The organism is Rhizobium sp. IY2, assembly GCF_047532935.1.
In the GTDB taxonomy this organism is placed as follows: domain Bacteria; phylum Pseudomonadota; class Alphaproteobacteria; order Rhizobiales; family Rhizobiaceae; genus Rhizobium; species Rhizobium anhuiense.
Window position 1 is genome coordinate 92,120 of record NZ_JBLKNU010000008.1, and the last position, 15,745, is coordinate 107,864.

The following is a 15,745-nucleotide window of genomic DNA, read 5'->3' on the forward strand; positions in this document are numbered from 1 at the left end:
GAGTGGCTGGAAAAAACAAAAGTCGCCATGGCCTGGAGGTTGGCCATGGCGACTTTAAAGTGGGGACAAAGGCCCGGAGAGGGGGATAAGGCCTTTGTCCAAGCCTGACGCGGCGGGGGACAAGCCGGTAATCAGACCCGCGGCGCGATCAAGCGCCGGTGACATGGATTTGTGGCTGCGAATGTGGTTTTTCAAGGGAGAGCGATCGTTACAAATCGGTAACAGTTTGGTGAGCAGGAATAGACGGCGCTGCGCACGCTGAATCCTTTTTGCGCGCCGAACTTTATATGGACCTCGTCCAATGCCCGCGCTATCCATGCACGCATGAAAAAAGGCGATCACCTCTTCCTAATCGATGGTTCCGGATTCATCTTCCGGGCGTTTCATGCATTGCCACCGCTGACCCGCAAGACGGACGGCTTGCCGATCGGCGCCGTGTCCGGTTTCTGCAACATGCTGTGGAAGCTCTTGAGGGATGCACGCAATACCGATGTCGGCGTGACGCCGACACATCTTGCCGTCATCTTCGATTATTCTGCCAAGACGTTTCGCAAGGATCTCTACGACGCCTACAAGGCGAACCGCTCCGCCCCGCCGGAAGAGCTCATCCCGCAATTCGGCCTCATAAGAGAGGCGACCCGCGCCTTCAATCTGCCCTGCATCGAGACCGAAGGTTTTGAGGCCGACGACATCATCGCCACCTACGCCCGCCAGGCCGAGGCAGCAGGCGCCGATGTCACCATCGTCTCCTCCGACAAGGATCTGATGCAGCTCGTCAGCCCCAATGTCCATATGTATGACAGCATGAAGGACAAGCAGATCGGCATTCCCGATGTCATCGAGAAATGGGGCGTGCCGCCCGAAAAGATGATCGACCTGCAGGCGATGACCGGTGATTCGGTCGACAATGTCCCCGGCATTCCCGGCATCGGCCCGAAAACCGCCGCCCAGCTCCTCGAGGAATACGGCGATCTCGACACGCTGCTCGAGCGCGCCACCGAGATCAAGCAGGTCAAGCGCCGCGAGACGATCCTCGCCAATATCGACATGGCCAAGCTCTCGCGCGACCTCGTGCGGTTGCGCACCGACGTGCCGCTCGATCTCGATCTCGACGCGCTGGTGCTCGAGCCGCAGAATGGCCCGAAGCTGATCGGCTTCCTCAAAACGATGGAATTCACCACCCTGACGCGCCGGGTCGCCGAAGCCTGCGACTGCGATGCCAGCGCCATTGAACCGGCGGTCGTCCACATCGAATGGGGCGAGGCGGCCCACGGCCCCGATCTCAGTGCGGCGGAACCCGAACCCGTTGCCGGCGGCATCCCCGAAGTCTCGGGCGAATCCGTGCCGGTGCCGCCGCGCGCCAAGGCGAAGGCTGCCGTCGAAGGCGCCTTTTCGCCCGCCGATCTTGCCAAGGCGCGGGCTGAGGCCTTTGCGACGCTGCCCTTCGATCATACGGCCTATGTGACGATCCGCGACCTGGCGACGCTCGACCGGTGGATCGCCGATGCGCGCGCGACCGGCCTCGTTGCTTTCGATACCGAGACGACCTCGCTCGATGCGATGCAGGCCGAGCTCGTCGGCTTCTCGATGGCGATCGCCGACAATACGGCCGATCCCACCGGCACGAAGATCCGCGCCGCCTATGTGCCGCTCGTCCACAAGAACGGCGTCGGCGATCTGCTCGGCGGCGGCCTTGCCGAAAACCAGATTCCCATGCGCGATGCCCTGCCGCGGCTGAAGGCTTTGCTGGAGGACGAATCGGTTCTCAAGGTCGCCCAGAACCTGAAATACGATTACCTGCTGATGAAGCGCTACGGCATCGAGACCCGGAGTTTCGATGATACGATGCTTATCTCCTACGTGCTCGACGCCGGCACCGGCGCGCATGGCATGGATCCGCTCTCGGAAAAATTCCTCGGCCATACTCCGATCCCCTACAAGGACGTGGCCGGCAGCGGCAAGGCGAACGTCACCTTCGATCTGGTCGCCATCGACCGCGCCACCCATTATGCCGCCGAAGATGCCGACGTGACGCTGCGCCTCTGGCTGGTGCTGAAGCCCCGGCTGGCGGCGGCAGGGCTGACCAGCGTCTATGAGCGGCTGGAGCGACCGCTATTGCCGGTGCTGGCGCGCATGGAAGCGCGCGGCATCACCGTCGACCGGCAGATCCTGTCGCGCCTGTCCGGCGAGCTGGCCCAGGGGGCCGCGCGCCTGGAGGACGAGATCTACGTGCTGGCCGGCGAGCGTTTCAATATCGGCTCGCCGAAGCAGCTGGGCGACATCCTGTTCGGCAAGATGGGCCTTGCCGGCGGCAGCAAGACGAAAACCGGCCAATGGTCCACCTCCGCCCAGGTGCTCGAAGATCTGGCTGCCGCCGGTTTCGAGCTGCCGCGCAAGATCGTCGACTGGCGCCAGCTCACCAAGCTGAAATCGACCTACACCGACGCGCTCCCCGGCTATGTCCACCCTGAGACCAAGCGGGTGCATACCTCCTATTCGCTGGCATCGACGACCACGGGGCGCTTGTCGTCCTCTGAGCCGAACCTGCAGAACATTCCCGTGCGCACCGCCGAAGGCCGGAAGATCCGCACCGCCTTCATCTCGACGCCCGGCCACAAGCTGATCTCTGCCGACTACAGCCAGATCGAGCTGCGCGTGCTTGCCCATGTGGCCGAAATCCCGCAGCTGACCAAAGCCTTCGAGGACGGCGTCGACATCCACGCCATGACGGCGTCGGAAATGTTCGGCGTGCCGGTCGAAGGCATGCCGGGCGAGGTCCGTCGTCGCGCCAAGGCGATCAATTTCGGCATCATCTACGGCATCTCGGCCTTCGGCCTTGCCAATCAGCTTTCGATCGAGCGTTCGGAAGCCGGCGACTACATCAAGAAATATTTCGAGCGTTTCCCCGGCATCCGCGACTATATGGAAAGCCGAAAGGCCATGGCGCGCGACAAAGGTTATGTCGAGACGATCTTCGGCCGCCGCATCAACTATCCGGAAATCCGCTCGTCCAATCCGTCCGTGCGCGCCTTCAACGAGCGTGCGGCGATCAACGCGCCGATCCAGGGCTCGGCTGCCGACGTCATCCGCCGGGCGATGATCAGGATGGAGCCGGCGCTTGCCGAAGTCGGCCTTGGCGATCGCGTCCGCATGCTGCTGCAGGTGCATGACGAACTCATCTTCGAGGTCGAGGATGACGATGTCGAAAAGGCGATGCCGGTCATCGTCTCGGTCATGGAAAACGCCACCATGCCGGCGCTCGAAATGCGCGTGCCGCTGAGGGTCGATGCGCGCGCCGCCACCAATTGGGACGAGGCGCACTAATGCATGTCGCCCAAAAGTGCGCAGCGGTTTTGGGACAACGACATGCATCAAACAAAGACCCGAAGCACGTCGCATCAATCAGATTCGACGCGACGCGCTTAGCCACCTCTCCAAAATTGGCAAAGATTTTTCCGCTTAGCGCAAGCCATTGAAAGTGCAGCAATTTGCCACCAGGAGCCGTGTCGGAACGGTACGGAAGGAAGGAACTTATTAACCTTCCTTTTCTATCCCGGTAGGGTCGTAATTTGCCAAGCATGAGTGAGTAGCGGACGCATGCGTTTTCCCAGAACCAATTTGACGGACGCCGGGGACTTTTCCAGCGGGATTGAAACTGAGCTTCCGGAGGAAAATCCAGGAGAAAAGCCGGCAGCGCCCATTTGGCAGAGCAATTTTTCCCTCGCGCCGAATGTTCGTTTCACCCGCACGCCGGAAACGCTGATCAGCAAACGGCGCGCGCCGAATGAGCCCGTTCGCGATGATTCGCAGCTTGCACAGCAGGCGATACGGATAGAGCCGGTTGCCGTCGACGTGCCGTTCGATATCTATCTGCCGGAGCCGGAGGAAATTTCCACGGCACCCGACATGGTCGAACTGCAGCAGGCACCGTTGCCTGACGAGGTCGGCGCGCCTGCCTTCCGCGCCACCGCTGAGCTTTCCTCCATTTCGGATTTCGCCTTCTGGGAAGTCATGGCCTTCGAAGAGGCCGAGCCGGTTCGCGCGCCCCCCGTGATCTCGTTCCCGAAGGCTGAGGCCACGCCCGAATCGATCACTTCGCTGTTCAAGATCATGGAATGGCGCCCCGGCCGGCCGGCTGTCGCTCCCGTGCCCTCCCGCCCGGTCTCGCCGCCCGCTGCGATGTCCGCAAAGGTCGCCGTGCGTCCTCCGGCCGCCCCATCCCTGGAAAAGCCGAGGCGCATTATTGTCGAGGCGCCGGTCGTGCAGGCGCAGATTGCACCCGCACCCCAGGTCACGCCAGCCCCTCAAATTGCATCAGCCCCTCCGGCAGCGCCCGCGCCGCAGCGTACGCCGCCTGTGGCCGCGGTTCTGCCGTCGCCGCGTCTGGCCGTGAGGCCCGAAAGGGTCGACGCATCCGGCTATGAATTCCCGCCGCGCGCCCTGCTGCAGGAACCGCCGGAACGCCTCGGCGAGATCATGTCGCAGGAGACGTTGGAGCAGAATGCCGGGCTCTTGGAAAGCGTGCTGGAAGATTTCGGCATCAAGGGCGAGATCATCCATGTCCGTCCCGGCCCCGTCGTCACCCTCTATGAATTCGAGCCGGCGCCAGGCGTGAAGTCGTCGCGCGTCATCGGACTGGCCGACGATATCGCCCGCTCGATGTCGGCGCTCTCGGCCCGTGTCGCCGTCGTCCCCGGACGCAACGTCATCGGCATCGAATTGCCGAATGTGACGCGTGAAACCGTTTATTTCCGCGAGATGATCGAAAGCCAGGATTTCGAGAAGAGCGGTTACAAGCTGGCGCTCGGCCTCGGCAAGACGATCGGCGGCGAGCCGGTGATTGCCGAGCTCGCCAAGATGCCGCATCTGCTTGTTGCCGGCACCACCGGCTCGGGCAAGTCGGTCGCCATCAACACGATGATCCTGTCGCTGCTCTATCGCATGACGCCGGAACAGTGCCGCCTGATCATGGTCGACCCGAAGATGCTCGAACTCTCCGTCTATGACGGCATCCCGCATCTGCTGACGCCCGTCGTCACCGATCCGAAGAAGGCGGTGATGGCGCTGAAATGGGCCGTGCGCGAAATGGAGGAGCGCTACCGCAAGATGTCGCGCCTCGGCGTGCGCAATATCGACGGTTACAACGACCGCGTGGCGCAGGCCCGTGAAAAGGGCGAGACCATCCACGTCATGGTCCAGGTCGGCTTCGACAAGGGCACCGGTGCTCCGATCGAGGAAAGCCAGGCGCTGGACCTGACGCCGATGCCCTATATCGTGGTCATCGTCGACGAAATGGCTGACCTGATGATGGTCGCCGGCAAGGACATCGAAGGCGCGATCCAGCGCCTCGCCCAGATGGCCCGCGCCGCCGGCATCCATCTGATCATGGCCACACAGCGTCCATCGGTCGATGTCATCACCGGCACGATCAAGGCAAACTTCCCGACCCGCATTTCCTTCCAGGTGACCTCGAAGATCGACAGCCGCACCATCCTCGGCGAACAGGGCGCCGAGCAGCTGCTCGGTCAGGGCGACATGCTGCACATGCAGGGCGGCGGGCGCATTTCCCGCGTCCACGGTCCCTTCGTTTCGGATTTGGAGGTCGAAAAGGTCGTCGCCCATCTGAAAACACAGGGGCGCCCCGAATATCTCGACACCGTCACCGCCGACGAGGAGGACGAGACGGAAGAGGAGGAAGCCGGCGCCGTTTTCGACAAGAGCGCCATGGCCTCCGAGGATGGCAACGAACTCTACGAGCAGGCGGTCAAGGTCGTCATGCGCGACAAGAAATGCTCCACCTCCTACATCCAGCGCCGCCTCGGCATCGGTTATAACCGCGCCGCCTCATTGGTGGAACGCATGGAAAAGGAAGGCCTCGTCGGCCCGGCCAACCACGTCGGCAAGCGCGAGATCGTTTCTGGGCGGGGCGACGGGGATTGATCGGCAGGAGCCGCGCCATCGCGGCTCAGCGTGAGGGCGCGGCATTCCAGTGGCCGAACATCACCCCGCGACTGCGGAACGGGCGGCGCGTTTGTGCACGATGGCAAGCAGGCCTCCGAGAAAGATCGTTCCGAGGATGAAGAGAAATGCCGCGGCAACGATGGCCGGGCTGATGTTTTCGCGAATGGACGAGAACATCTGGCGCGCGAGCGTCAACTGGTTTGGGCCGGCGACAAACAGGGTCAGCACGACTTCATCAAGCGAGGTGGCAAAAGCAAGCACCGCGCCCGACAGTACACCCGGCATGGCGAGCGGCAGCGTTATTTTCCAGAAGACCTTTGCTGGAGAAGCGCCCAGGCTCGTCGCCGCCCGTTCGACTCGATAGTCGATGCCGTCAAGCGACGCGGTGATGCTGATCAGCACGAAAGGTACGGCGACAACCGTATGCGCTATGATGACGGCCGCAAAGGTGTTCGGAAATCCGAGCTTGGCAAACAGAATTTGAAGCCCGACTCCGAGCACGACCGCCGGAACGACCATCGGCAGAAGGAACATTGTCCGCAGTGTAGAGCCGAAGACAATGCGCCTGCGCAATGCAAGTGAGGCCAGCATGCCGAGCACGGTTGAAAGCAGTGTGGTCCCCGTGCCGATCAGCAAGCTGTTGACGATGGACCGCCGCCAGGCGTCCGCGTTTGCGAGTTCCGCAAACCAGCGGGTCGAAAAAGAAGGGATGGGATAGGACAGGAAACTGCTGGAGGTAAATGCGATCGGAAGGATCGCCAAAAGCGGGGCCAGCAGAAAAATCACCGTTGCCGCACCATACAGAAATTTAAGCAAACGAACTGTCATGTCAGGCACCTGCCGTCTTCGTTGAGAGCCGGCCATAGACGCCGTAGAACACGATGGTCGCGGCGAGCAGCACGATTCCGAGCGCGCCGGCCATCCCCCAATTGGCGGAGCCGGTGGTATAGAAGGCAATCACCGAACTGATCATCTGGTCTTTGGGCCCGCCGATGAGCGCCGGCGTGATGTAGTAACCGAGGGCTGCCATGAAGACGAGCAGTCCGCCGGAAGCGATACCGCGCAATGTCAGAGGCAACAGGATTTGCAGGAAGGCCCGGATCGGCCGCGCGCCGAGAGAGGCTGCCGCGGGCATGAGATTTCGGGGAATTGCGATGAGGACACTGTAGATCGGCAGGACCATGAAGGGCAGCAGAACATGCGTCATGGCGATAATGACACCCGTTCGGTTGAAAAGAAGCGGCAACGGGTCGCTGATGAGGCCGAGCGACATGAGGAAGGAATTGATAAGTCCCTTGTCCTGCAGGAGGATGTACCAAGCCGCGGTGCGCACCAGCAACGACGTCCATAGCGGCAGGAGCACCGCGACAAGGAGGAGCTGTCGCCGCCAGCCGCTGGAGGCTGCGATCAGCATCGCATATGGCAGGCCGATGAGGCATGTCGCCACGGTCACGACAGCAGCCACAGTGAATGTTCTGAGAAGGATCGCCTGATTGGCCGACTCCCCGGCCGGCATCGCCACGATCGCTCCCGATGCGTCATGCTGAAGATCGACTGCGGCAAGGAGATTGCGATCGGTATAAGGATAGGTCGCCTCGGCAATGGCCCGCCAGAACGAGGGATCGTTCCATCGCGAGTCCACCTCTCCAAGTTTTGTCGGTTCGGCGCTGCCTTCCACGGCGGCGACGGTCTTTCGCATCAGCGTGCGGAAGCCCGGCTGGGCGCTGTTGAGTCTTCGAACCACCTCGCCCAGATTCTGATCGTCGTCGATCGATTTCAGGTCTTCGACAAGCGCAATCTGCATCTCGTCGGAGGGCTCGGAATTACGGTTCCAGGTGGAGATCGCGGCCGTCGTCCGGGGCAGGTTTTGGCTGACGACCGGATCGGACACCGCCTGCTCAAGCACCGTCAGAAGTGGCCAGATGAAGAAGACACCCAGGAACAGAGTAAGAGGAAGGACAAGCGCGAAGGTGCCGATGCTCTGACGGAACGCGCTCATGCCGCAATCACCCAACAATCGTCCGGTGCGAAATGAGCCACCACATCGGCGCCCGCTGCCCACTCCGCCGATCGCCTGTCGGTCCGGACTATGAAGCGGAAGGCATCGTGGTCAAGCTGCACCCGCAGGTGATCGCCCTGGTACACGCTGTCGAGTATTTTCGTCGGCAAGGCATTCGTCGCAGACCCAGTCCCGCGGGCCGCAAGAGAAATCCGCTCAGGACGGACCGAAATATGGACGCGGCTTCCGACGGAGAGGGAGCCGCTGCCCGATACGATCAGATGCCGCCCATCGGCGAGCTCGACCGAGGCCCCGGTTTTTCCCGTCGCCGTCACCGTTCCTTCTATCAGATTGGTTTCGCCGATGAATTCGGCGACGACGCGCGTTTGCGGGCGATCGTAAATATCGCGCGGCGAGCCGATCTGCTCGATGTTCCCATGATTGAAGACTGCAATCCGATCGGACATGGTAAGCGCCTCGGCCTGATCGTGGGTCACGAACACCACGGTCAGCTCCAGCCGCTTGTGCAGTGCGCGGATGTCGAGTTGCATCTGTTCCCGCAACTGTTTGTCAAGCGCCCCCAGCGGCTCGTCCATCAGCACAACGGCCGGCTCGAACACCAGAGCGCGGGCAAGTGCCACACGCTGCTGCTGACCACCGGAAAGCTGGGCCGGCTTTCGGCTGCTCATTGCAGACAGTTGCACCATGTCGAGCGCCCGTTTTACTCGGCCTTCGATCTCGCTGCGTCCGATACCGCGCATCTTCAGCGGAAAGGCGATGTTGTCGGCGACCGACATATGCGGAAAGAGCGCATAGTTCTGGAAGACGACGCCCATTTCGCGCCGATACGGTGGCAGATGGTCGATACGGCGGCCGTCGAGAAAGATGCTGCCACCGGTGGGGTTTTCGAAACCCGCAGCCATCATCAGCAAGGTTGTCTTGCCGGAACCCGACGGTCCGAGAAGGCTGACGAATTCGCCCCTCTCGATGTCGAGCGACAGGTCTTTGACGACCTGAAGCGTGCCAAAGGATTTGGAGACTCTTTCAAAGCGTATGCGCGGCGTAGCCACGGCGGCCCTCCGTTCGGATTGTCTGTTCTCAAGGAGACGAAGTGACGAGGATAGGCGGAAGCCCCCATGGATCCTCGGCAGGAGCGATCCGTGGGGGCGATATCGTGCCGCTACTGTGCCAGCCAGGCGTCAAATCTTTTGGTCAGCGCTTCCGAATTGTCGATCCAGAAGTCCGTATCAAGGCTGACGGCTCCCTGCATGTTGGTCGGGGTCGTCGGCAGGTCGGCCAGTTGATCGGGCGGCAGGGTCTTGCCGGCTTCGGTGTTCGTGAGGCCGTAGGCGATATATTGCGGCAGCTTTGCCTGATTTTCCGACTTGCTAGCGAAGGCAACAAAGTCAAAGGCCGCATCCTTGTTTTCAGCGCCCTTCAGGACGACCCAACTGTCGACGGCATAGATGCTGCCCGGCCAGACAACCTTGAACTTCCTGCCTTCCGAGCGGTTGATGCCGGTGATGCGGCCGTTGTAGGCGCTGGTCATGGCAACCTCGCCGGAGGCAAGCAGTTGCAGTGGCTGGGCGCCCGAGGTCCACCAGACCAGGCTCGGCTTCAATGCGTCGAGCTTGGCAAAGGCACGGTCGATGCCTTCCGGCGTCGCCAGGACCTCGTAAACCTTATCGGCCGGCACGCCATCGGCCATCAGCGCGGATTCGAGCGTGTATTTCGGCCCCTTGCGCAGGGCGCGCTTGCCGGGGAATTTCTTCACGTCCCAGAAGTCGGCCCAGGATTCCGGGCCGTTGGCAATCTTTGCGCCGTCATAGGCGATCGCAGTCGACCAGACGATGGAGCCGACGCCGCAATCGCTTACGGCGGAAGGGAGGAATGCATCCTTGCCGCCGAGCTTGCTCCAGTCCACCTTTTCAAAAAGACCGTCGGCACAGCCGAGCGCAAGCTCATCCGCCTCGACCTCCACCGCATCCCAGGAAGGATTGCCAGCCTTGACCTTCGCCTGAAGGACACCGATGCCGCCATCCCAGGCCTCATCGAGCAGAGGCTTGCCGGTATCCTCGGCGAAGGGTTGGAAAAAAATCTTTCGTTGAGCATCCTGAAAGTTGCCGCCCCAGGAAGCTATGGTGAGGTCCCTGGCCACGCTCGGCCCCGTAGCAACCGCCAGTGACAGCAATCCCAGAGCTGCAATCGTCGACGTGTTCTTGAGTTTCATTCGCTTTCCCCTGTTTGTTGAGCATCTGCCCGATGCTTGGTTGACAACCACGATCTTCGGGATCGGTGGCGATCGCCGGCCGCGTCCGTGGGGTAGGCAAGGCCGGCTTCAGCGGGCTTGCCGTGTGTCATCTCCAACAGGCGGACGGTTTTGCTGCGAACAATGCTGGCGTATGTCCCAAGGGGCGGAAAGGCGCTTTTTGTTGCCCCCGGTGGACACGTCGATGCACCACTCCCAACCGGTGTTTCTGGCCAGGCGTCGCACCAGCCGGCAAATTCGACACGACTCGCCTATGAAAAGGTCGGATTTGGCAATTGCCAATCGATAGGTTAGTGGTGCACCATATGCACCACCGTGCACCACTCTTCGTTACACCCAAGTTCCGAAGCCTATGGCATATGGATGTGTACACGGCATTCCGATTTTGGTTTTCCTTTGGGGGACGGGATTGCGCAGAGGGAAATCGTTAGCAGATGAACCGGAAGGTGCTCAGAAACGCGGACGTTTGCCGCCGTTATCCATGGTGCGCGCCTTCGAGGCTGTCAGCCGGCTGGGCTCAATGCGCAGGGCCGCGGACGATCTCAATCTCAGCCATACCGTCATATCCCGCCACGTCCGTAACCTCGAAGCCTGGCTTGGCACGCGGCTTGTCGATGCCGGACCGCGCGGCATCAGGCTGACGGCGGAAGGCAGGGTTTTTGCCGAGACCGTGGGAACGGCTTTCGACCTCATTGCCAAATCGACGGCGGAATTGCGCCCAGCAGTCAACCGCACTGTCTTGCGCATCTGGTGCGTGCCCGGCCTCGCAACGCGTTGGCTGACACCGCGCTTCAATCAGCTCCAGCTTGCGTTGCCCGGGATCGATTTCGTGATGCGCGCGACCGATCTCGAACCGGATTTCACGCGCTATGAGGCCGATGTCGACATCCGCTACTCGGAGGAGCCAAGAGGGAATGTCCGTTGGATCCTGCTGGAAAGGCCTCGCATGTTTCCGGTCACAAGCCCCGAATGGATCAGCAGGAATGCGCCAATACGCACCCTCGACGATCTGGTGCGCCAACCGTTGATCCACGAGGAAAGCCGCGATCAATGGCGGCAATGGTTTCGCAAGGCTGGCTTCGAGCATGAAGTAATTTTGAATGGTCCACGGCTGTGGTCGGCCAATCTGACGGTCGACGCGGCTGTCGCAGGCCAAGGAATAGCCCTTGCCACGCGTTTGATCGCTGCAGACGACCTGCGTGCCGGGCGGCTCGTCGAATTGCTCGGAACGGATGTCCGGCTTGGAGGCTATTACTTCGTCGGATCGCGAGAGCGCTGGAATGAGGTGACATTGGCGCGTTTCCGCGCGTGGATGCAACAGTCAATCGGTGAAACCATGGGCGGTCACGCCTCTGATGAAACCAGCCGGCCGGGGTGAAAGAGCAATCCAGCAAAAGTGTGCAGCGATTTTGCGTCCGGAATTGCGTGAAAACAAGAGAGACCGACGTACTGCCGATATGATCGGTGGAAAGCACGAGGTCGCCGAGCAGGATGGACACCTCGGCGCTGATTTCGGCAAAGAGCCGCGGCCAGGAAGGATCGTAGTCGACCACTCTGATGGCGCGCATGCCCTGCCTCTCCCGTCAGTGCGTCTCCGCCAGCAATCCCTGGAGGATCGCGATCATCTTCTGCTTGGCCTCTTCGAGCGAGCCGCTATTGTCGAGTTCCGTCACGTCATATTCGCCGCGCACCGTCAGCGGTCCGCGGGCGAGCCGGGCCATGATATCCTCATGCGTCTCGCGTCCGCGCGCCTCCAGCCGGCCGACGAGCACTTCGGGGCGGGCGGTGACGTTGATGACCTTCAGCCGCGGGAAGGCGGCCTGGAAACGGTGAAGCGCCGAGCGCGAGCCGTTGGCGACGACGACATGGCCTCTGGACAGCGCCACCGAAACCTCGGCGGGAATCCCATATTTCAGGCCGTGCGCCTCCCACCAGACGGCAAAGGAGCCTGATTGCTCCATGGCGGCGAAGCCTTCGAGGGAGATGGACAGATGATCCTCGCCGCCGGCGTCACGGTGACGGGTGATGACGCGGCGGGTGAAATGAACGTCGGTGCGGCCGGTGAAATGCCGGGCGGCAAGGTTCATCAGGGTATCCTTGCCGGCGCCGCTCGGCCCGACGACGACGACCATGATGCCGCGCTCGGCTCCGGCTCCGGGATGGGGTTCGTGCGGCATCATGCGACACGGCGTCCTTGGCGCCAGACGGAGCGTGTCACCGGCACGCCATGCGCGCGGTGGACGCGGACGAGATCGGCGCGCAGTCCCGTCGCGATCCGGCCGCGATCGTCGAGGCTGACGGTGCGGGCGGGCGTCGACGTCACCATGGCGATCGCCCTCGGCAGGCTGATGCTCTCCACCTCGTCGGCGAGGATGAAAGGCGCGTGCAGCAGGCTGAGCGGCACGTAGTCGGAGGAAAGCACGTCGAGCACGCCCATTTCGGCAAGATCGCGGGCGGCAATGTTGCCGGAGTGGGATTTGCCGCGCACGATGTTCGGCGCCCCCATCAGCACGCTCATGCCATGTCCGTGCGATGCCCGGGCGGCATCGAAGCTGGTCGGAAATTCGGCCAGGCGCACGCCGTTGTCGATCGCCTCGTCGACATGGGAGAGTGTGGCGTCGTCATGGCTTGCCACGGTGATGCCGCGCTCGGCGCAGACCTTGGCGATGGCGTTGCGGTGCGGCGTCGAATTGCGGGCCGACTCTGCCTGGCGCTTGGCGACAAAACGGGCGAAGGCCTCGTCGCTCAGGCCGCGCTTCTTCTGGTAGTAGAAGATATATTGGTCCATCGTCTGGAACTGACGCTGGCCGGGCGCATGATCCATCAGCGAAACGAGCCGCACATGCCGGTCGTTTTCGAAATCGGCGAAATGTTCGAGCACATTGTCGGCCGAGACCTCGCAGCGCAGGTGGAGCAGGTGCTCGGCGCGCAGCCTGCCCTCCTTCTCCGCCGACTGGATGGCATCGGCCATCTCACGCATCTCGCCATGTTCGAAGCCGCCGTCCTCATCCGCACCCATGCGCAGGCAGTCGAACACCGTGGTGATGCCCGAGGTGACGATCTGGGCGTCGTGCGCCTGGACTGCGGCGGTCTTGTTCCAGCGTATGCCGGGACGCGGCTGATAATGGCCTTCGAGATGATCGGTGTGCAGCTCGACGAGGCCGGGAATGACATAGTCGCCTTCGAAATCTTCGCCGGCTACCGAGCTGCCCTCGGAGATGTCGGCGATCTTGCCGTCGCGAATGAGGATCGATCCTGAGAGGATGTCATCCTCGAGAACGATGCGGGCATTGGAAAACACGGTCTCTTTGCTCATCTCGTCAGGTCTTTCAGCGTTTGGCGCCGGCAAGCGGCAGCCAGGAATGAACTTTGAACGGGGCACCGCGCGTCTCCTCGGTGAAGACGGCAAGGCCGGAAATCGGAAGCGGACGGCCGGTGAAATCGGCAAAACGCTCGGTCAGAATCGCTTTCATCACCGCGGCGCGCGCTTCGGGCACCTGGCCGGTCAGCGTCATGTGAAAGCCGAAATCCTCCATGACGTAGGGATAACCCCAGCGCTGCAGATGGGCGCGCTGGCTGTCGCTGAGCTTATCCGGGTTGCGCCGCGCCATATCGGCCTCGGAAAGCGCGGCACGGAACGGTTCGAACGACCTTACCACCTTCGCGGCGAAATCCTGAAGAGGTTGATGAAGAGAACCGGGAACGAGGGCAAAAAAACGGCCGAGCTGGCCGAGCACGAGTTCCGGAATCTCGAAGGCTGGCGTGCGCTGGGCAAAATCCTCGGCAACCCCCAGGAGATCCTTCTCGGTGACGGAGGCAGCGAGCGAAAACGGCGCCTTGATCGTGGCGTGAAAGCCGTAGCGGCGCGGGTCGGCGGTCAGCTCGAACTGCTCTGCCGCACCCAGTCGCTCATGGTCCGGTGCCGGATAGGTCTCGCCGGTGAAAGCGTCGCGGCCGAGCCAGAGCGAGGCCGCGCCGGTCAGGGGATGATCCTTCGGCGGCGAGAAATAGAGAGCGTAGCGCAAGGCTTTTATCCTGGGGATCTTCGAAACGGGGGAGCGCAATGTGCAGTGATTTGGCGGCGAACCGCAAGCAGGCTCCGGCTAAAAGATTTCCGTGACAGAATGATGATGGCGGCAGCGCCGCCGCCGCCTTTGATGGGTGGATCAGTGGGTTCTCGTGCCCATCAGCCGGTGGCGCAGCGCGTTCGAGGCTGTGTCGAAAAGGAAGACGACGATCAGGATCAGGATGACCATATAGGCGACATTTTCCCAGTTGGCGTTGGTGCGCATGGCCTCCCAGAGTTTGAGGCCGATGCCGCCGGCACCGACAGCGCCGATGATGGTCGCACCGCGCACGTTCGATTCCCATTGGTAGAGCGTCTGGCTGACGATGACGGGAACGATCTGCGGCATAATGCCATAACGATGAACGAGCACCGTCTGAGCACCAGTCGATTTGATGCCCTCCCGCGGCTTGTTGTCGATATTCTCCAATCCTTCGGAATAGAGCTTGCCGAGCGTGCCGGTCTCGGTGAGGAAGATCGCGCCGCTGCCGGCAAGCGGGCCGGGGCCGAAGGCGCGCGTCAGGAACAGCGCCCAGATCAGCATGTCGACCGAGCGCAGGAAATCGAAGAAGCGTTTCAGGATCTGGTTCAGCAGCCGGTTCGGCGTGATGTTGCGCGCTGCCAGGAAGGCGAGCGGAAAGGCGGTAAGCGAGCCGAGCAGCGTTCCGAGGAACGCCATGACGATTGTCTGGAAAAGCTTGGTCCAGACGTCGCCGTGCTGCCATTCGCTGTTGTTCCAGATATCGTCGAAGGCGAGCGACAGGTTGGACTGATCGGGCTTAATGCGCGGACCGGAGACGATGAGGCTGACGACTTCGCCGACCGGCTTGTCGAAGAAGGAGGATTGCGTGTCGAAGATGAAATTCGCCCAGCCGATGAAACGCTTGCGGATCTTCACCCGGTCGACGGATATGCTGACATTGCCGGCAAAGCCGAGATCGGCCAGCACGTTGTCGTCATAGACCGTCATCCAGCCGGGCACCGGTCCGACGACTTTCGGCGCACCGCTGGAAAGCTCAATCGGGACGCTGACGCCATGCGCGGTGACGATCGTCTCGCTCTTCGAGACAGTGACGCTGCGGCTGGTGCCGCTGATCGAAACGCTGATGCTGCCGTCGGGATTGTTGACCAGCCAATCCGGATGCGGATTGTCGCCGAGCGGCGAGAAACGCGGATAACGCACCTCGATCGAGCCGTCGTCCTGAATGCGGAGTTCCGGCTGGACGTCGTAGCTCACCCATTGGCTGAGATAGATGCCGACGCGCTCCCAATGCGCTTCGGCAAAGAGCTTGGACAGGTCGAAGAACCAGGCGGCGTAGAGGCCGTAGAGCAGCGTCGCCATAAGGATCATCAGCCCACCGAAACGCTGGCGGAACGAGCGATGGAAATATTCCGGATAGCGCGTCTCTATCTCGTGCATGCGGTTTGCGTCGATCACCGTCATGGCGGC

General features: G+C 61.9%; 11 protein-coding genes and 2 pseudogenes. 4 read left to right on the forward strand and 9 right to left on the reverse strand.

All coding sequences use genetic code 11. The features are described from left to right. Positions 1 to 324: 324 nt before the first annotated feature. Together polA and ACMUVN_RS22725 are read left to right on the forward strand one after the other, a co-directional pair. On the forward strand, positions 325 to 3,324 hold the full coding sequence (polA, locus tag ACMUVN_RS22720) for a DNA polymerase I (protein WP_414815468.1): 3,000 nt from the start codon (positions 325 to 327) through the stop codon (positions 3,322 to 3,324). Between the two features lie 273 nt (positions 3,325 to 3,597). Further along, positions 3,598 to 5,940, forward strand: coding sequence for a DNA translocase FtsK (locus tag ACMUVN_RS22725; RefSeq protein WP_414815469.1), 2,343 nt, complete (start codon positions 3,598 to 3,600; stop codon positions 5,938 to 5,940). A 60-nt stretch (positions 5,941 to 6,000) separates the two neighbouring features. Here the strand turns inward: ACMUVN_RS22725 and ACMUVN_RS22730 are convergent, their stop codons facing one another. The 4 genes from ACMUVN_RS22730 to ACMUVN_RS22745 form a co-directional block, all read right to left on the reverse strand. Then, positions 6,001 to 6,789, reverse strand: coding sequence for an ABC transporter permease (locus ACMUVN_RS22730; protein ID WP_028758150.1), 789 nt, complete (start codon positions 6,787 to 6,789; stop codon positions 6,001 to 6,003). A 1-nt stretch (position 6,790) separates the two neighbouring features. Beyond that, entirely contained in the window at positions 6,791 to 7,960 is a 1,170-nt protein-coding gene (locus ACMUVN_RS22735) for an ABC transporter permease (RefSeq protein ID WP_414815470.1), read from the reverse strand. Further along, the gene (locus ACMUVN_RS22740; protein WP_028758152.1) at positions 7,957 to 9,030 is read right to left on the reverse strand and encodes an ABC transporter ATP-binding protein; all 1,074 of its coding nucleotides are present in this window, start codon (positions 9,028 to 9,030) and stop codon (positions 7,957 to 7,959) included. The genes ACMUVN_RS22735 and ACMUVN_RS22740 overlap by 4 nt, the downstream gene beginning before the upstream one ends. Before the next feature lie 110 nt (positions 9,031 to 9,140). Next, the gene (locus ACMUVN_RS22745) at positions 9,141 to 10,190 is read right to left on the reverse strand and encodes an ABC transporter substrate-binding protein (protein ID WP_047617401.1); all 1,050 of its coding nucleotides are present in this window, start codon (positions 10,188 to 10,190) and stop codon (positions 9,141 to 9,143) included. 520 nt (positions 10,191 to 10,710) lie between these two features. Between ACMUVN_RS22745 and ACMUVN_RS22750 the strand changes: the two are divergent. Next, positions 10,711 to 10,872 (forward strand): annotated as a pseudogene (locus tag ACMUVN_RS22750) (helix-turn-helix domain-containing protein); the annotation flags it as partial. A gap of 27 nt (positions 10,873 to 10,899) precedes the next feature. Further along, positions 10,900 to 11,607, forward strand: coding sequence for a LysR substrate-binding domain-containing protein (locus ACMUVN_RS22755; RefSeq protein WP_348649674.1), 708 nt, complete (start codon positions 10,900 to 10,902; stop codon positions 11,605 to 11,607). A gap of 61 nt (positions 11,608 to 11,668) precedes the next feature. Here the strand turns inward: ACMUVN_RS22755 and ACMUVN_RS22760 are convergent. The 5 genes and pseudogenes from ACMUVN_RS22760 to phnE form a co-directional block, all read right to left on the reverse strand. Continuing rightward, positions 11,669 to 11,797 (reverse strand): annotated as a pseudogene (locus tag ACMUVN_RS22760) (GrpB family protein); the annotation flags it as partial. 15 nt (positions 11,798 to 11,812) lie between these two features. After that, a complete protein-coding gene (gene phnN, locus ACMUVN_RS22765; RefSeq protein ID WP_414815511.1) occupies positions 11,813 to 12,406 on the reverse strand; it encodes a phosphonate metabolism protein/1,5-bisphosphokinase (PRPP-forming) PhnN in 594 nt (197 codons plus the stop codon). Continuing rightward, complete coding sequence (locus tag ACMUVN_RS22770; protein WP_047617404.1) at positions 12,406 to 13,545, reverse strand: alpha-D-ribose 1-methylphosphonate 5-triphosphate diphosphatase; 1,140 nt, start codon at positions 13,543 to 13,545, stop codon at positions 12,406 to 12,408. The genes phnN and ACMUVN_RS22770 overlap by 1 nt, the downstream gene beginning before the upstream one ends. 13 nt (positions 13,546 to 13,558) lie before the next feature. Continuing rightward, complete coding sequence (locus ACMUVN_RS22775) at positions 13,559 to 14,254, reverse strand: DUF1045 domain-containing protein (RefSeq protein ID WP_414815471.1); 696 nt, start codon at positions 14,252 to 14,254, stop codon at positions 13,559 to 13,561. A 141-nt stretch (positions 14,255 to 14,395) separates the two neighbouring features. Next, the gene (gene phnE, locus ACMUVN_RS22780; RefSeq protein WP_414815472.1) at positions 14,396 to 15,739 is read right to left on the reverse strand and encodes a phosphonate ABC transporter, permease protein PhnE; all 1,344 of its coding nucleotides are present in this window, start codon (positions 15,737 to 15,739) and stop codon (positions 14,396 to 14,398) included. Positions 15,740 to 15,745: the final 6 nt, after the last annotated feature.

What these genes read in the sequence shown, in the direction of transcription:
- phnN (WP_414815511.1), bottom strand. Translation starts at nt 12,406, where the DNA reads ATGCCGCACGAACCCCATCCCGGAGCCGGAGCCGAGCGCGGCATCATG.
- polA (WP_414815468.1), top strand. Translation starts at nt 325, where the DNA reads ATGAAAAAAGGCGATCACCTCTTCCTAATCGATGGTTCCGGATTCATC.
- phnE (WP_414815472.1), bottom strand. Translation starts at nt 15,739, where the DNA reads ATGACGGTGATCGACGCAAACCGCATGCACGAGATAGAGACGCGCTAT.
- ACMUVN_RS22730 (WP_028758150.1), bottom strand. Translation starts at nt 6,789, where the DNA reads ATGACAGTTCGTTTGCTTAAATTTCTGTATGGTGCGGCAACGGTGATT.
- ACMUVN_RS22745 (WP_047617401.1), bottom strand. Translation starts at nt 10,190, where the DNA reads ATGAAACTCAAGAACACGTCGACGATTGCAGCTCTGGGATTGCTGTCA.
- ACMUVN_RS22770 (WP_047617404.1), bottom strand. Translation starts at nt 13,545, where the DNA reads ATGAGCAAAGAGACCGTGTTTTCCAATGCCCGCATCGTTCTCGAGGAT.
- ACMUVN_RS22735 (WP_414815470.1), bottom strand. Translation starts at nt 7,960, where the DNA reads ATGAGCGCGTTCCGTCAGAGCATCGGCACCTTCGCGCTTGTCCTTCCT.
- ACMUVN_RS22725 (WP_414815469.1), top strand. Translation starts at nt 3,598, where the DNA reads ATGCGTTTTCCCAGAACCAATTTGACGGACGCCGGGGACTTTTCCAGC.